Below are 15,998 nucleotides of genomic sequence, written 5' to 3'. Positions count from 1 at the left end.
AGCGCGCTGCTCGTTATGCCACTCATTGCAACCCCCGCTGAATGAACCGCCCTGCGAACATAACAGCAGGCATGGCAAGCGAAAGCCCGCCTAGCTGCCTAAATACGTGCCCGTGCGTTACTGGAACCCGATCGCGTCGACCGTGCCGGTCGGGCAACCGGCCTTGTTCGTCGGCACTGAGGCCAGCAGCAGATCCTTGAGCGAACTGTTCGGACCGATCGGGCCGGCAAGGCCAAGCGTCAGTTCGCCGATCAGCCGCCGGCCGCTCGACGGATCGATAAGGCAGGACACACGCACCCGGTCCCCTGCTCCCGCGCCGAAGGCCTGGTCGAAGGCGCTGCGGATCTGGTCCGCGGTCAGCTTGCCGCCGATATTTTTGGCGAAAAGGTCGCGGACAGGCGAGCTGTTGACCTCACGCATCAGATGAAGGGCGTCGGAAAAATACTCCTGCTGGCTTTTGCCGTAGCAGGTGCCGTGCTTGATCCATTCATGCCGTTCCAGCTTCGAGGCGGTGCCCGGCATCACCTTGTCGAGCTCGGCGCGGGTCGCGGCATCGAGGTTGACTGGTGGCAGGTCCTGCCAGTGAGCCGGATTGTCATTGGCCTTGTCGCTGGCCGAAGCCTGGCAATAGAAATTGCCGTTCGGCTGCGGCCACAGACCGTGCAGCGTGAAATTGGTGGCATCGAATTCACCAGGGTTTTGCGCCTTGCATTCGGTCTTGTTCGACTTGGTCTCGCAGAAGGCCGGCTGCCAGCTCAGCGCGAAGACATATTCGGGTTTTCCCGAGGCCGCCGGCTTGCCTTGCCCGCCGGGTGCCGCCGGCGCGGTTACGGCACTGCTGCCCGAGAGATGGCCGCAACTGACCTTCACCCAACGGCGCTCGGGATCGGCGCCCGGCACTAGGATGAGGTAGTGGGTCGGAGCATCCTTGTTGCCGGCCAGCAATTGATAGGTCTTGCCCGCATCGGTCGAGACATTGCCGGGATTCTTGCCGTTCTTGATCGCCTGCGTCGCGGGACAGGCAGCGTCGGCCACGAAGGTGCCGCTCATCTTGACGTCGGCATGCGCCGCGCCTGCCAGCGAGCCCGCCAGCAAGGCCAATCCGAAAACAACAGCAATGCGCATGGAGAATCCCCTGCTGGAAAGTGGGCGACAGACTGAAGCTGTCTCCATGTCAGAATTGCGATATTTTGCGGGCCCGTGGCAAGAAAGATCGTCGCGGAAAAGCCGGCAGGCCCGATTGACGCAAATCTGGCGCCGGCGCACACGTTGGACATTGCAAGGGCGGAACCAGGGGGAGGCCAGCCGGCATGCCATTCAGCCAGCAGCGCGTGGTCCGCTCGCCGACCAAGGCCGACCTCAATCTGTTGATCCGGCAGGCCGACAGCTCTCCGCGTGCGGTGGTCCAGATCAATCATGGCCTGGCCGAACATGCCGCGCGCTACGACCGCTTCGCCGGTTTCCTGGCCACCCGGGGCTTCCATGTCTATGTCCATGACCACCGTGGCCATGGGGCGACCAGGGCGCCAGACGCGCCGCTCGGCAGATTCGCCGACAAGGACGGACCGGCCAAGGTGATCGCCGATGTCGATGCCGTGCACGATCTTATCGCCCGCGAGCAGCCTGACCTGCCGGTGATCCTTTTCGGCCACTCGATGGGCGCGTCCGTGGCGCTGAACTACTTGTTACGGCACTCGAATCGGATCCATGCCGCCGCCATCTGGAACGGCAATTTCTCGCAAGGCTCGCTCGGCCAGGTGGCGCTCGGCATCCTGGCCTGGGAGCGAATGCGGCTGGGCTCCGATGTCCCGTCGCGCCTGCTGCCGAAACTCACCTTCCAAGCCTGGGGCAAGGCGGTCCCCGACCATCGCACCTTGTTCGACTGGCTTTCGCGCGACGAGGCGGAGGTCGCGAAGTACATTGCCGATCCGCTCTGCGGCTGGAATCCCTCCATATCGATGTGGCGCGATGTGGTCGCCATGGCGCTGAACGGCAGCAAGGATGCAGGCTTTGCCGGCATCCGGCGCGGCCTTCCCGTCGCCATCGTTGGCGGCGAGAAAGACCCTGCCTCGGACTACGGCAAGGGCATCACCCATCTCGCGAACCGCATGCGCGGGATGGGCTTTTCGAATCTGGTTTCGAAGGTCTACGCCGGCACCCGCCACGAGAGCCTGAACGAGGTGAACCGGGATACCGTCATGGACGATTTCGCCAACTGGGCGGACGCTGTCCTGAAAGCCTGAAGCTTTGGCCCATAGCAAGAACCGTGACAGCCGCTGCCGGGCTTGATAGAGGCTCTGCTTTCGCAGCGATCGGGATGATTGCAGCAACCACGGTGATTTATGGCCGAACCCCCGCTGAAAGGCGTCCGCGTCGTCGAACTCGCCCGCATTCTTGCCGGACCCTGGGCCGGGCAGTTGCTTGCCGATCTCGGCGCCGATGTCATCAAGGTCGAGAGCCCCGACGGCGGCGACGACACCCGCAAATGGGGTCCGCCCTTCGTCATGAGCCATGACGGCGAGAACCTGTCGGCCGCCTATTACCATTCCTGCAATCGCGGCAAGCGCTCCATCGCCATCGACTTCTCGACGCCGGAAGGCGCCGAGACGGTGCGCCGGCTGGTCGCGACGGCGGATGTGCTGATCGAGAACTTCAAACTCGGCGGCCTGAAGAAATACGGGCTCGACCATGGCAGTCTGAAGGAAATCAACCCTCGCCTCGTCTACTGCTCGATCACCGGTTTCGGTCAGGATGGGCCTTATGCGCCTCGCGCGGGCTACGATTTCATCATCCAGGCCATGGCCGGCATGATGTCGATCACCGGCGAGCCCGGCCGCGAGCCGCAGAAAGCCGGCGTCGCCATCTCGGATATCTTCACCGGCCTCTATTCGGTCATCGCCATCCAGGCAGCACTTCGCCATGCCGAACAGACCGGCGAAGGCCAGCACATCGACATGGCGCTGTTCGACACGCAGATCTCGGCGCTCGGCAACCAGAACCTCAATTATCTCGTTTCCGGCAAGTCTCCGGTGCAGATGGGCAATGCCCATATGAACATCGCCCCTTACGAAGTGCTCCCAGTCAGGGACGGCCACATCATCCTGGCCGTCGGCAATGACGGCCAGTTCGCCAAATTCTGCGCCGCGGTTGGGCTGGGCGATTTGCCGGCCAATCCCGATTTCACCACCAATCCGGCCCGCGTCGCCAATCGCGTGGAACTTCGCGCACGCATCATCGAGGCGCTGAAGATTTTTGATCGCGATCCGCTGCTGGCGAAGCTCGAAGCCGCCAGCGTGCCGGCGAGCCCGATCAACACGATCGGCCAGATGTTCGACGACCCGCAGACCATTGCCCGCGGCATGCGGCTCGACCTCGACGACGGGCATGGCAACCGCCTGCCGTCGGTGCGCGCGCCGATGGTGATGTCGGGCACACCGCTTACTTATGAACGCCCCTCGCCGCGCCTTGGCGAGCACACTGACGAAATCCTTGCCGAACTGGAGAAGTCTGGGAAATGAAGACCGGTGGACAACTGATCGTCGACGCCCTCGAAGCCAACGGCACCGACCGAATGTTCTGCGTGCCGGGCGAATCCTACCTTGCGGTGCTTGACGCGCTGCATGATTCCTCGATCCGCACCATCGTCTGCCGCCAGGAAGGCGGCGCCGCCATGATGGCCGACTGCCAGGGGCGGCTGACCGGCAAGCCCGGCATCTGCTTCGTCACCCGCGGACCCGGCGCCACCAACGCTTCGGCCGGCATCCACATCGCCATGCAGGATTCGGTTCCCCTCATCCTGTTCATCGGCCAGGTCGCCAGCCACGCCAAGGAGCGCGAGGCGTTCCAGGAAGTGGACTACGTCGGGTTCTTCGGCGACATCGCCAAATGGGTGGTCGAGATCGACGACGCCTCGCGCATCCCCGAATTCGTCACGCGCGCCTTTGCCGTGGCGACGTCGGGCCGCCCCGGCCCGGTCGTCATATCGCTGCCCGAGGATATGCTGACCAGCGTCGTCGACGCGCCGGAAGCACTTCCGCACACGCCGGTAGAAACCTATCCCGGCGAAGCCGAACTCGACGCACTGGAAATGCTGCTTGCCGGCGCGAAGCGTCCCTTCGTCATCCTTGGCGGCACGCGCTGGAACGCGGACGCGGTCGCGCGGATGCATGAGATTGCCGAGGCCTGGTCGCTTCCTGTCGGCTGTTCCTTCCGCCGCCAGATGCTGTTCGACCATCTTCATTCAAACTATGCCGGCGATGTCGGCATCGGCATCAATCCGAAGCTGGCAACGGCTATCAAGCAGGCGGACGTCGTTCTCTTGATCGGCGGGCGCATGGGCGAGATGCCCTCTTCCGACTACACGCTGCTGAAGAGCCCCTATCCCGACCAGGCCCTGGTGCACGTCCATGCCGATGCCGGCGAACTCGGCCGGGTCTACCGTCCGACCCTGGCCATCAATGCATCGCCAGCGGCTTTCGTCGAGGCTTTCACCAGGCGCATGCCGGCCGGAACGCCATCATGGGCGGCCGAGACGCCCAGGCACCATGCCTCATATCTCGAATGGTCGACGCCGCCACAGACCGGCCCCGGCGCGGTGCGGATGGGTCCAATCATGGATTATCTGGAAAAGGTACTGCCCGACGACGCAATCCTGACCAATGGCGCCGGAAATTACGCAACTTGGGTACACCGCTTCCATCGCTTCCGCCGCTTCGCCACGCAAGGAGCGCCGACGTCGGGCTCGATGGGCTACGGTACGCCGGCGGCGGTGGCCGCCAAAGCGCTGTATCCGGAGCGCACCGTGGTCGCCTTCGCCGGCGACGGCTGCTTCCTGATGAACGGCCAGGAATTCGCCACCGCTGTGCAGTACGACCTGCCGATCGTCGTCATCGTCGTCAACAACGGTATTTACGGCACCATCCGCATGCACCAGGAACGCGACTATCCCGGCCGCGTCGTCGGCACCGATCTGAAGAACCCTGATTTTGCAGCACTTGCCCGCGCCTATGGCGGCCATGGCGAGACGGTGGAGAAGACAGCCGATTTCGCGCCTGCCTTCGAGCGCGCGCGAACCAGCGGCAAGCCGGCGATCGTCGAGATCAGGCTCGATCCCGAGGCGATCACCCCGACCCGGACGATGACGCAGATACGCGACAAGGCTTAAGGACCGGCAGGACAGAGGGGGGCGCTGTCCCGCAGGCCGTCAGATGTTAGCCGCGCTTCGGGCTCTACATCGCCTTTTCGATCTGGCCGCGAATCTCGCCGTCCTTATTGGCCGCCGTGTGCACATTGACGTAATACTTGCCGGCCTCCAGGTCCGCGGCCTGCGCATCCGTCAGCGTCGCCGACCCCTTGATCGGGCTCTTGAGCTTGCCTTTGAACGGGATCACCGGAGGCGCGTTCTCGCCCGCCGCCGCCGGGCCGTGAATATGCGCCGCTGTCGCCGGGCCGCTGAGGCCGGAATACTTCACGTTCCAGCTGAGCTTCTTCTTGGTGGTGTCGAAGGTGAGAGTGGCCGTCCCCTTGCCCTTGGTGGTAACGGCTGGGCTCTGCTGGCCCCCATCGAGGGTCGCCTTGTATTTTACCATCTCGGCCATGGCTGGTGATGCGAACAGGAAAGCGGTGGAAATGGCGAGCGCCGATAGCGCCGGCAGGAAGGAGTAAGCGCGCATGAAGAACCTCCAATTGGATAGAGCGTGCGTCGCGGCTCCCCGACGCGCGCATGCTTCAATGCAACGGCTTGACGGCGCAATGTATCCCCGCACACGGTTTTGTGATTGGAGCGCATGAAAAAGGGGCGGTCGCCCGCCCCTTTTTTATCGTCAGACCCGGTCTCAGGCGCTGTTGATCGCGCTTGCGAGGACTACTTGACCGCCTTGTCGGTGATGGCGGTGGTATAGGCGCCTTTCGGCTCCTTGGTGATGATCTTCTGGTCGAGCAGCGCCTTGGCGGTTCGTTCGTAGGTCGCCGGGTCGAGCTTGCCGTCGGCATTGTCGATCAGCTTGGCGACTTCGCTCATCATCCGCTTTTGGTGGTTCTCGTCCTGGCCGCCGCCGTCCATCACGATGCTTGCGGCTTCGTCATTGTTGTCGATCGCGTATTTCCAGCCCTTCATCGAGGCGCGCACGAAACGCACCATCTTGTCCTCGAAGGCCGGATCCTTGAGCTTGTCTTCCGAGGCATAGAGGCCGTCCTCGAGCAGGTCGTTGCCCATGGCCGAGTAGTTGAAAACGGTCAGCTGTTCGGGTTTGTAGCCGGCGTCGATCAGCTGCCAGTACTCATTGTAGGTCATCACCGAGATGCAATCTGCCTGCTTCTGGATCAGCGGCTGCACGTCAAAGCTCTGCTTCAGCACGGTGACGCCATCGGGACCGCCCTCCGTCTTGAGGCCAAGCTTGTTCATCCACGCGTAGAATGGATATTCGTTGCCGAAGAACCAGACGCCGAGTGTATGACCCTTGAAGTCGGCTTCGGTCTTGATCGGGCCATCCTTCGGGCAGACCAGCTCCATGCCTGCCTTCTTGAACGGCTGGGCGATGTTGACCAGCGGCACGCCCTTTTCGCGCGCGGCGAGCGCGCCGCCCATCCAGTCGACGATGACGTCGGCACCGCCGCCGGCGATCACCTGCTCGGGGGCGATGTCGGGACCGCCCGGCTTGATGTCGACGTCTAGGCCTTCGGCTTCATAGAAACCCTTGGCCTTGGCGACATAGTAGCCGGCAAACTGCGCCTGCGTGACCCATTTCAGCTGCAAGGTCACCTTATCGGCGGCCATTGCCTGGAACGCGGCCAGCGACATCGCGCCGGCCAGAACTGGAATAATAAGTCTTTTCATTTTTTTACCCTCTGGAGTTAGTGCCCTGAACCCACCGCCCCTATCCACCACGGACAGAGGGATGCCAAAACGTGACGGCCCTTTCGACAAGGGCGACCACGCCATAAAAGACCGAACCTGCAAGTGCTGCAACTGCGATTTCGGCCCAGACCATGTCGATGTTCATCCGCCCGACCTCGGTAGAAATGCGGAATCCCATGCCGACGACGGGCGTGCCGAAGAACTCGGCGACGATGGCGCCGATCAGCGCCAGCGTCGAATTGATCTTCAGCGCGTTGAAGATGAAGGGGGCGGCGGCCGGCAGCCTGAGCTTGACGAGCGTCGGCCAGTAGCCCGACGCATAGGTGCGCATCAGGTCGCGCTCCATATGGCCGGACGCAGCGAGCCCGGCGACCGTATTCACCAGCATCGGGAAGAAGGTCATGATGATCACCACCGCCGCCTTGGACTGCCAGTCGAAGCCGAACCACATGACCATGATCGGCGCCACGCCGATGATCGGCAGCGCCGAGACCATATTGCCGATCGGCAGAAGTCCACGCCGCAGAAACGGTACACGGTCGGCGAGAACAGCGGTGATGAAGCCAGCGCCGCTGCCCACCACATAGCCGAAGAGCACCGCCTTGAAGATGGTTTGCCGGACATCGGCGCCGAGCACCGGCAGCGAACTGACGATGCGCGCGCCGATGGCGCTCGGCGGCGGCAGCAGGATGAAAGGAATGCCGGCGCCGCGTGTGACGGCTTCCCAGATGATCAGGATCCAGGCGCCGAAGATAGCCGGGATGACCAGACGCAGTGCGGTCCGGACCCATCCTGCCTTCGGCCGCAATCCCGAAAGCACCGCCACACAACGCCAGCCAAGCAGCCAGGCAGCCGTGAGCAGAAGGAAATACGGCGTCAGCGCCGTCCCTTCGAAACCTGCAATGCCCGATATCAGCAGCCAGGCGACGAGATGGGCGCCCATGAAGAGCACCACGGCCTCCGCCAGGGGCGCAATCCTGACCATGGAGATCAGCGCCGCCAGCACGGCCACGCCAAGCATCAAGCCCTTCATTCCGAGATAGGGGTAACCGATACTGGCCGTCGGATCGGCAAGCGCTGCCGCTTCCGGCTTCGACATGGCGCCGAGCGCAATCGCGATCAGGCACAGCACGATTGCCAGTACGGCCTGCCAGGAAGGTTTCAGCCAATTCATGCTGGCCTCCCGCCCATGGCGCGGTCGACGATGCGGCCGGCGATGCCGACCACCATCACCAGCAGTGCCGCCACGATGGAGCCGGCGACCAGCGCCGACCAGATGTCGATGGACTGGCTGTAATAGGCGCCGGCCAATAGCTTGGCGCCTATGCCGGCGACCGCACCCGTCGGCAGTTCGCCAACGATAGCGCCGACGAGGCTTGCCGCTACAGCCACTTTCATCGAGGTGAACAGGAACGGCACCGAGGCCGGCACACGCACTTTCCAGAAGGTCTGCGCGTTGCTGGCGTTGTAGGTGTGCATCAGGTCGAGATGCATGATCTCGGGCGAGCGCAGGCCCTTCACCATGCCGACCGTCACCGGGAAGAAAGACAGATAGGTCGAAATCATCGCCTTCGGGATCAGTCCGGTAATGCCGATCGCCGCCAGAACGACGATGATCATCGGCGCCACCGCCAGGATGGGAATCGTCTGCGAGGCGATAATCCACGGCATCAGGCTGCGGTCGAGCGTCGCCACATGGACGATGCCGACGGCGATGACGATGCCGAGCGCGGTGCCGAAGGCGAAGCCGAGCAGCGTCGAGGACAGCGTCACCCAGGCGTTGTAGACGAGACTGCGGTTCGAGTTGATGGGCCGCAGAAAAGTGTTCTCGAAGAAATTCACCGCCACCTGATGCGGCGCCGGCAGCGTCGGCTTGGGCTGCGACAGCGTCTTGCCTATGAGTTCGCCGAACGTGGAGGTTTCGTTGGCACGCCGGTCGAGATCGCGCTGGAACGGCGCGTTGAGGATAACGGCGAAGATGTACCAGAGCACGACCACGCCCAGAAGGATGGAGGTTACGGGGATGATCTTGGAGCGGAAGCTATCCATGGGCGAAGTCTCGCGGAGCACACGCCTTCGTCACATGCGCCTTCGTGATCCTAGGGCGGAGCAAGGAGCGAAGCGACGCGGCGCGGACCCTCGGCTCCATGCCGTTACATTTCTGCTCCGCAGCGGTGCGGAATACGGCTCCTTGCGCTCCACTCTGTTGGGCGGGTATTCTCAGCTGCTTACGCCTCTCGGCCAATGTCGCGGCATGGATCCTGGGGTCTGCGCAGGCTGCTACACGCCTGCTCCGCCCTAGGATGACGAAGGCGCGGTACGCCGCTCGCTTGTCACCCGCCTCAATCATCATAACTATGCCCTGCCCTCAACCCATCCCGCACCCGCGCGGCGATCGCCAGAAACTCCGGCGTCTCGCGGATGTCGAGCGGCCGCTCTCTCGGCAGCGTCGATTCGATGATGTCGCTGACCCGGCCCGGGCGCGGCGACATGACGACGATGCGCGTCGACAGGTAGACGGCTTCCGGAATGGAGTGGGTAACGAAGCAGATGGTCTTGTTCGTCCGTCCCCACAGTTGCAGCAATTGCTCGTTGAGGTGGTCGCGCACGATCTCGTCCAGCGCGCCGAACGGCTCGTCCATCAGCAACAGGTCGGCATCGAAGGCCAGCGCACGCGCGATCGAGGCGCGCTGCTGCATGCCGCCGGAAAGCTGCCAGGGGTATTTCTTCTCGAAGCCGCTGAGGTTCACGAGGTCGAGCGTGCGCTTGATCCGCTCCGCCTGCTCGGTCTTGGACAGGCCCATGATTTCCAGCGGCAGCCCGACATTGCGCTCGATGGTGCGCCAGGGAAACAGGGCGGCGGCCTGGAACACATAGCCGTAGGCACGTCGCTCGCGAGCCTGTTCCGGCGTCATGCCATTGACCGAGATCGTCCCCGAAGTGGGCTTTTCCAGATCGGCGATGACGCGCAGCAAAGTAGTCTTGCCGCAACCTGAAGGCCCGATGAAGGAGACGAACTCACCCTTGCCGATGGTCAGGTCGACATTGGACAGCGCCTGTACCGGCCCGTCATTGGTCTGGAAGGTGAGGTCCAGTTTGCTTGCCGAAACGACGGCTGGCGAAGGTCCCGTCATCGCTTGCTGCCTGCCTTCCGCCGCACGAAAGCGATTGCTTTTATCGTGATGTTGTTTTCCACTCGACCCGTCCCATTGGCCCCAGTCCTGCTGAGTTTGTCCCACTCGATCGACGCCCGGAGTTTCCCCGATGTCGCCTAAACCCACTTGTCATCTTATCCGCCCTGAAAGCACTTATGAAGGCAAGCAGGGCCTGACCTATTTCGCCGGCATCGCCACCGAATCGGTCGGCTCCTCCGGCATCTGCATGCACGTGCTCACGATGCCGCCCGGTGCCCGCGCCAAGGCGCATCTGCACGAGAACCATGAAACGGCGATCTACGTGCTCTCCGGCGAGGTCCATACCTGGTATGGCGACCGGCTGGAGCATCACATCGTCGTCAAGGCCGGCGACCTCTTCTACATTCCCGCAGGCGTGCCGCATTTGCCGGCCAATCTGAGCAATGCCCCGTCCTCGGCCGTCATCGCCCGCACCGATCCCAACGAACAGGAAAGCGTCGTCCTGCTGCCGGAGTTGGACGCGCTCGTCGCCTAAGGCTGACGGAAAGCCTTCCGCCCTCATCGGCACCGGGCAACTTCGCCCATGACGCTGCCGTCCTCGTCGGCGATCACCAATTTCTTGGCATTCTTGGCGCTGTGCTTGATCGTGAAGGTGGCGGGCGACTTTCCCTCCTCGCCTTCCGCTTCGCACTCTGCCTTGACCGTCAGCGAACCATCGGCCTCACCGTGTTTGCCCGTGAAAGTGCAGGCACTGGTCGCGGTAATAAAATCGGTGTCGGTCAGCAGCAGCATGTCTTCGGCATAGACCTGCTGGCCGTTCTTGTTGATGCAGCCGGACTTGTTGCCATAGGGCTTGGACAGGTCGATGCCGGCCGCCACGGCGGAGCCGGCTGCCAGAACAACAACGGCGGTGAGATAGAGCCCCGCGCACCTCACCGTCACACCCCCGTCGCCGGAATGCCTGACCGCTCCACCTTGCGCGGCGCGGTGATTTCCTTCCAGGTCGACAGCGCCCGGTTGACGGCCGCGTTCGGTTCGCGGCCGACGAACTCACCATGGCCAGGCTTCGCCTTGACCTCTGCCTCCTCGACCGACAACTCGCCGCGCGAGAACACGAAGCGCGGCAGGCCGGTCACTTCGACCCCTTCGAAGACGTTGTAGTCGATGACGGACTGCTGCTTCTTGGCGGAAATCTTCTTCTTGCGTTGGGGGTCCCAGACGATGATGTCGGCATCCGCGCCTTCGACGATCGCGCCCTTCTTCGGATACATGTTGAGGATCTTGGCGATGTTGGTCGAGGTCACGGCGACAAACTCGTTCATCGTCAGCCGGCCGGTATTGACGCCCCTGGTCCACAGCACCGGCAACCGGTCCTCGAGGCCACCCGTGCCGTTGGGGATCTTGGTGAAATTGCCGACGCCGAAGCGCTTCTGGTCGGTGGTGAAGGCGCAATGGTCGGTCGCCACCACCTGCAGCGAACCGGCCTGCAGGCCGGCCCACAACGAATCTTGATGCAGCTTGTTGCGGAAGGGCGGGCTCATCACGCGGCGCGCCGCATGGTCCCAGTCCTTGTCGAAATACTCGCTCTCGTCCAGCGTCAGGTGTTGGATCAGCGGCTCGCCGAACACCCGCATGCCTTTCTGGCGTGCCCGGCGGATCGCCTCGTGGCTCTGTTCGCAGGAGACATGCACGACATAGAGCGGCACGCCCGCCATGTCGGCGATCATGATGGCGCGGTTGGTCGCCTCGCCTTCCACTTCCGGCGGACGCGAATAGGCATGTCCTTCGGGACCGTTATTGCCGGCGGCAAGCAGCTTCTGCGACAGGGCCGCGACCACGTCGCCATTCTCGGCATGCACCAGCGGCAGCGCGCCGAGGTCGGCGCAGCGCTGGAACGACGCGTACATCTCGTCGTCGTCGACCATCAGCGCGCCCTTGTAGGCCATGAAGTGCTTGAACGAGGTGATGCCCTTGTCGACCACGGTGGCCATCTCGTCGAACACCTGCTTGCCCCACCAGGTGATCGCCATGTGGAACGAATAATCGCAGGACGCCCTCGAGGTCTTGTTGTCCCACATCCGCAATGCTTCGAGCAGCGATTGCTGCGGCGCCGGCAGGCAGAAATCGACCACCATGGTGGTGCCGCCGGCTAAGGCCGCACGAGTGCCGGATTCGAAATCATCGGCCGAATAGGTGCCCATGAACGGCATTTCGAGATGGGTATGCGGGTCGATGCCGCCCGGCATGACAAAGCAGCCGGTGGCGTCATACTCATGGTCGCCATGCAGGTCCGAGCCGATGGCGACGATCTTGCCGTGCTGCATCAGCACGTCCGCCTTCCAGGTTCGGTCGGCGGTGACGACGGTGCCGTTCTTGATGACTTTGGTCATTTTGCTGTTCCCTTGTTCTTCTCTTCCCGCTTCTTGGTGAGCGGCGTTTGAACGTAAATCTCTAAGTTCACTCCACGATGACGGCCGTCTCCACCACGGCATGAAACAGAACGTCGGCGCCGGCCGCGGCCCATTCCTTGGTGATTTCCTCGGCCTCATTGTGGCTCAACCCATCCACGCATGGGCACATCACCATGGCGGTCGGCGCGACGCGGTTGATCCAGCAGGCGTCGTGCCCGGCACCCGAGACGATGTTGCGGTGCGTGTAGCCGAGCCGCTCGGCCGCATCGCGGATTGCCTTGACACAGCCCTTGTCGAAGGTGACCGGATCGAAAGCGCCTACCTGCTCGATCTTGTACTGGATGTCGAGCGCATCGCAGATCGTGTCGATGCCTTCGCGGATGCGGCCATCCATGGCGTCGAGCACTTCCTTCTCCGGCGAGCGTATGTCGATGGTAAAAACGGTGCGGCCGGCGATGATGTTGCGCGAGTTCGGGTAGATTTCCATGTGGCCGACCGCGCCGACAGCGTCGGGCTGGTAGTCCATGGCGATCTCGTGGACCAATTCGATCACTCGGGCCATGCCGAGCCCGGCATTGCGGCGCTTGGGCATCGGCGTCGAGCCGGTATGCGCCTCCTTGCCGGTCAGCGTCACCTGCAGCCATTTCAGGCCCTGGCCGTGGGTGACGACACCGATGTCGATCTCTTCGTCCTCGAGGATCGGGCCCTGCTCGATATGCAGTTCGAAGAAGGCGTGGATCTTGCGATCACCGACCTTCTCGGTGCCCTTCCAGCCGATGCGCTCCAGTTCCTCGCCGAATTTCTTGCCGTTCTTGTCCGTGTGCTCGTAGACATCGGCTTGGTCTAACACGCCGGCGAACACACCGGATGCCATCATCGCCGGCGCGAAGCGCGCGCCCTCCTCGTTGGTCCAGTTGGTGACGACGATCGGATGTTTCGTCTTGATGTCGAGGTCGTTGAGCGAGCGCACGATCTCCAGGCCGCCGAGAACCCCGAGAACGCCGTCATATTTGCCGCCGGTCGGCTGCGTATCGAGATGGCTGCCGACATAGACCGGAGGCAGGCTGGGGTCGGTGCCTTCGCGGCGGGCAAACATGGTGCCCATCTCGTCGACGCCCGTTTCGAGCCCCGCGGCATCGCACCAGCGCTTGAACAGATGCCGGCCCTCGCCGTCCTCGTCGGTCACGGTCTGGCGATTGTTGCCGCCGGCAATGCCGGGGCCGATCTTCGCCATCTCCATCAGCGAATCCCACAAACGGTCTGAATTGATTCGCAGATTCTCGCCGGGTGCGGCCATCTTGAGTTCCCATCTACACCAGGAGTCTTGTCGCCCCTTGAGTGAATTGCAGCCTGACCGTATGGTCAGCTTTTAAACTACACAACCTGACCAACCGGTCAACTAGAATCTTGGGGAAGACATGGCTGAACCCACCCGCCCCATGCGGCGACAGGACATCCGCCGGGAGAATGAAAAAACCATTCTCGTCGCCGCCGAAAAGGTTTTCGCGGAGGCAGGGTTTGGCGGCGCCACGATGCAGTTGATCGCCGATCTGGCGGGTCTGCCAAAGGCAAATCTCCACTATTATTTCGCCACCAAGGAAGAACTCTACCGATCCGTAGTCCAGAACATTTTTGAAATCTGGCTACAGGCGGCCAATTGCTTCGACGCGGCGCGCGGCCCGATCGACGGCATCAGTGCCTATATCGACGCCAAGATGGAAATATCGCGCCGCCATCCGGACGGCTCCAAGGTCTGGGCTTCCGAAGTGATGCACGGTGCGCCTGTGCTTCAGGACTATATGGAATCAACGCTGCGCGAATGGACCGACGGCCGCGTCGAAATCATCAGGCGCTGGATCGAGGAAGGCAAGATGGACCCGGTGGATCCACGCCACCTGCTCTACATGCTTTGGGCCGCGACACAGCATTATGCCGATTTCGGACACCAGATCGAAACACTCAACGGCGGCAAGCCTCTGTCCGACCGGCAATGGCGGGAAGCCAAGGACAATATCAAGCGGGTAATCCTGACCGGGATCGGCGCGCGGCCCGCCTGACTCCGACCGTTTGCGGCAAAGATCAGGCCGGCGCGGTGCCGCGCCGACCAGTCGCTTCGCGGCCACTCTCCTGTGTGGGAGCGTGGCCGCATCAGGCCTCAGTCGATCGACCGCAGCACTTCACGCACATGGTCGATCAGTTCGTTGATCTGGCCCTTGGTGATGATCAGCGGCGGCGACAGTGCGATGATGTCACCGGTGGTGCGGATCAGCGCGCCGCGCTCGAACGCCTTGACGAAGGCCGAGAAGGCCCGCTTTGTCGGACTGCCGGCGATCGGCGCCAGCTCGATCGCACCGATCAGGCCGATGTTCCTGATGTCGATGACATGCGGCTCGCCCTTCAGCGAATGCAGTGCCTCTTCCCAGTAAGGCGCCAGTTCCTCGCCGCGCGTCAGCAGGCCCTCTTCCTTGTAGGTGTCGAGCGTGCCGAGTGCAGCCGCACAGGCGATCGGGTTGCCCGAATAGGTGTAGCCGTGGAAGAATTCGATCATGTGCTCGGGGCCGGTCATGAAGGCGTCGTGGATTTCCTTCTTCACGAACACCGCGCCCATCGGGATGACGCCGTTGGAGACGCCCTTGGCGGTGGTCATGATGTCGGGCGTGACGCCGAAATAGTCGGCCGCGAACGGCGCACCGAGACGGCCGAAACCGGTGATGACCTCGTCGAAGATCAGCAGGATGCCGTGCTTGGTGCAGATTTCGCGCAGCTTCTCGAGATAGCCCTTCGGCGGCAGGATGACGCCCGTGGAACCCGCGACCGGCTCGACGATGACGGCGGCGATCGTCGAGGCGTCATGCAGGGCGACGATACGCTCGAGTTCGTTGGCGAGTTCCGCGCCATATTCCGGCACGCCTTTGGAGAAGGCGTTCTTCTCCGGCAGATGCGTGTGCGGCATGTGGTCGACGCCGCCCAGCAGCGTGCCGAACATCTTGCGGTTGGTGACGATGCCGCCGACCGAGATGCCGCCGAAATTGACGCCGTGATAACCGCGCTCGCGGCCGATGAGGCGGGTGCGCGAGCCTTCCCCCTTCACGCGATGATAGGCGATCGCCATCTTCAGCGCCGTTTCGACCGATTCCGAACCGGAATTGGTGAAGAAGACATGGTCCATGCCCTTGGGCGCGAGGTCGACCAGGCGGTTCGCCAGTTCGAACACGATCGGATGGCCCATCTGGAAGGCGGGTGCATAGTCGAGTTCGGCGGCCTGGTGCTGGATCGCCTCGGTGATCTTCGGTCGGCAATGGCCGGCGTTGACACACCAAAGGCCGGCGGTGCCGTCCAATACCTTGCGGCCATCGCTGGTCGTGTAATGCATGTCCTTGGCGGACACGAACATGCGCGGCGCCTGCTTGAACTGCCGGTTTGCCGTGAACGGCATCCAGAATGCGCTGAGATCGTTCGGCGTGACTTTCAGCCGGTTGGACATGACCAAGACTTCCCCTTGTAACCTGTTTCGCTGCGTCCAACGCTTGGTCTTTGCCGCGCTTTCATGCTACGCAAATTTTGACCGATTGGACAAACGTTAGCACCGCCATGTCG

At 62.8% G+C, this 15,998-nt stretch carries 15 protein-coding genes; 5 read left to right on the top strand and 10 right to left on the bottom strand.

Annotated features, from left to right (window positions below; genetic code table 11):
• Positions 1-117: 117 nt before the first annotated feature.
• Entirely contained in the window at positions 118-1,125 is a 1,008-nt protein-coding gene (locus tag X742_RS168760; protein ID WP_023769626.1) for a ribonuclease, read from the bottom strand.
• A 185-nt stretch (positions 1,126-1,310) separates the two neighbouring features.
• Here X742_RS168760 and X742_RS168765 point away from each other — a divergent pair, with 185 nt between their 5' ends.
• The 3 genes from X742_RS168765 to X742_RS168775 all read left to right on the top strand — a co-directional run bounded on the left by X742_RS168765 (position 1,311) and on the right by X742_RS168775 (position 5,164).
• Entirely contained in the window at positions 1,311-2,243 is a 933-nt protein-coding gene (locus tag X742_RS168765; RefSeq protein WP_023769625.1) for an alpha/beta hydrolase, read from the top strand.
• Between the two features lie 99 nt (positions 2,244-2,342).
• The gene (locus X742_RS168770; RefSeq protein ID WP_015317168.1) at positions 2,343-3,518 is read left to right on the top strand and encodes a CaiB/BaiF CoA-transferase family protein; all 1,176 of its coding nucleotides are present in this window, start codon (positions 2,343-2,345) and stop codon (positions 3,516-3,518) included.
• Positions 3,515-5,164, top strand: coding sequence for a thiamine pyrophosphate-binding protein (locus X742_RS168775; protein WP_023769624.1), 1,650 nt, complete (start codon positions 3,515-3,517; stop codon positions 5,162-5,164). Before X742_RS168770 ends, X742_RS168775 begins: the two co-directional genes overlap by 4 nt.
• A gap of 64 nt (positions 5,165-5,228) precedes the next feature.
• Here the strand turns inward: X742_RS168775 and X742_RS168780 are convergent, their stop codons facing one another.
• The 5 genes from X742_RS168780 to X742_RS168805 all read right to left on the bottom strand — a co-directional run bounded on the left by X742_RS168780 (position 5,229) and on the right by X742_RS168805 (position 9,990).
• Positions 5,229-5,672, bottom strand: a complete 444-nt coding sequence (locus X742_RS168780; RefSeq protein WP_023769623.1) for a CHRD domain-containing protein — start codon at positions 5,670-5,672, stop codon at positions 5,229-5,231.
• Positions 5,673-5,863: 191 nt separating this feature from the next.
• Positions 5,864-6,835, bottom strand: a complete 972-nt coding sequence (locus X742_RS168785; protein WP_023769622.1) for an ABC transporter substrate-binding protein — start codon at positions 6,833-6,835, stop codon at positions 5,864-5,866.
• Positions 6,836-6,875: 40 nt separating this feature from the next.
• The gene (locus tag X742_RS168790) at positions 6,876-8,030 is read right to left on the bottom strand and encodes an ABC transporter permease (RefSeq protein WP_023769621.1); all 1,155 of its coding nucleotides are present in this window, start codon (positions 8,028-8,030) and stop codon (positions 6,876-6,878) included.
• On the bottom strand, positions 8,027-8,905 hold the full coding sequence (locus X742_RS168795) for an ABC transporter permease (protein WP_023769620.1): 879 nt from the start codon (positions 8,903-8,905) through the stop codon (positions 8,027-8,029). Before X742_RS168795 ends, X742_RS168790 begins: the two co-directional genes overlap by 4 nt.
• Positions 8,906-9,198: 293 nt before the next feature.
• Positions 9,199-9,990, bottom strand: coding sequence for an ABC transporter ATP-binding protein (locus X742_RS168805; protein ID WP_023769618.1), 792 nt, complete (start codon positions 9,988-9,990; stop codon positions 9,199-9,201).
• Between the two features lie 130 nt (positions 9,991-10,120).
• Here X742_RS168805 and X742_RS168810 point away from each other — a divergent pair, with 130 nt between their 5' ends.
• A complete protein-coding gene (locus tag X742_RS168810; RefSeq protein WP_015317160.1) occupies positions 10,121-10,525 on the top strand; it encodes a cupin domain-containing protein in 405 nt (134 codons plus the stop codon).
• 23 nt (positions 10,526-10,548) lie between these two features.
• Here X742_RS168810 and X742_RS168815 read toward each other — a convergent pair whose 3' ends face one another.
• The 3 genes from X742_RS168815 to X742_RS168825 all read right to left on the bottom strand — a co-directional run bounded on the left by X742_RS168815 (position 10,549) and on the right by X742_RS168825 (position 13,698).
• Positions 10,549-10,932 carry a hypothetical protein gene (locus tag X742_RS168815; protein ID WP_245273770.1) on the bottom strand — a complete coding sequence of 128 codons (384 nt, stop codon included), beginning with the start codon at positions 10,930-10,932 and terminating at the stop codon, positions 10,549-10,551.
• Entirely contained in the window at positions 10,929-12,380 is a 1,452-nt protein-coding gene (hydA, locus tag X742_RS168820; RefSeq protein ID WP_023769616.1) for a dihydropyrimidinase, read from the bottom strand. The genes X742_RS168815 and hydA overlap by 4 nt, the downstream gene beginning before the upstream one ends.
• A 67-nt stretch (positions 12,381-12,447) precedes the next feature.
• Complete coding sequence (locus X742_RS168825; protein WP_023769615.1) at positions 12,448-13,698, bottom strand: Zn-dependent hydrolase; 1,251 nt, start codon at positions 13,696-13,698, stop codon at positions 12,448-12,450.
• A gap of 121 nt (positions 13,699-13,819) precedes the next feature.
• On the opposite strand from X742_RS168825, the gene X742_RS168830 reads away from it, so the two are divergent.
• Positions 13,820-14,458, top strand: a complete 639-nt coding sequence (locus X742_RS168830; RefSeq protein ID WP_023769614.1) for a TetR/AcrR family transcriptional regulator — start codon at positions 13,820-13,822, stop codon at positions 14,456-14,458.
• A gap of 98 nt (positions 14,459-14,556) precedes the next feature.
• Here X742_RS168830 and X742_RS168835 read toward each other — a convergent pair whose 3' ends face one another.
• On the bottom strand, positions 14,557-15,885 hold the full coding sequence (locus tag X742_RS168835; RefSeq protein WP_023769613.1) for an aspartate aminotransferase family protein: 1,329 nt from the start codon (positions 15,883-15,885) through the stop codon (positions 14,557-14,559).
• Positions 15,886-15,998: the final 113 nt, after the last annotated feature.

Source organism: Mesorhizobium sp. LNHC229A00 (genome assembly GCF_000502415.1).
Lineage (GTDB): Bacteria > Pseudomonadota > Alphaproteobacteria > Rhizobiales > Rhizobiaceae > Mesorhizobium.
This window is presented reverse-complemented; position numbering and strand designations above follow the sequence as displayed.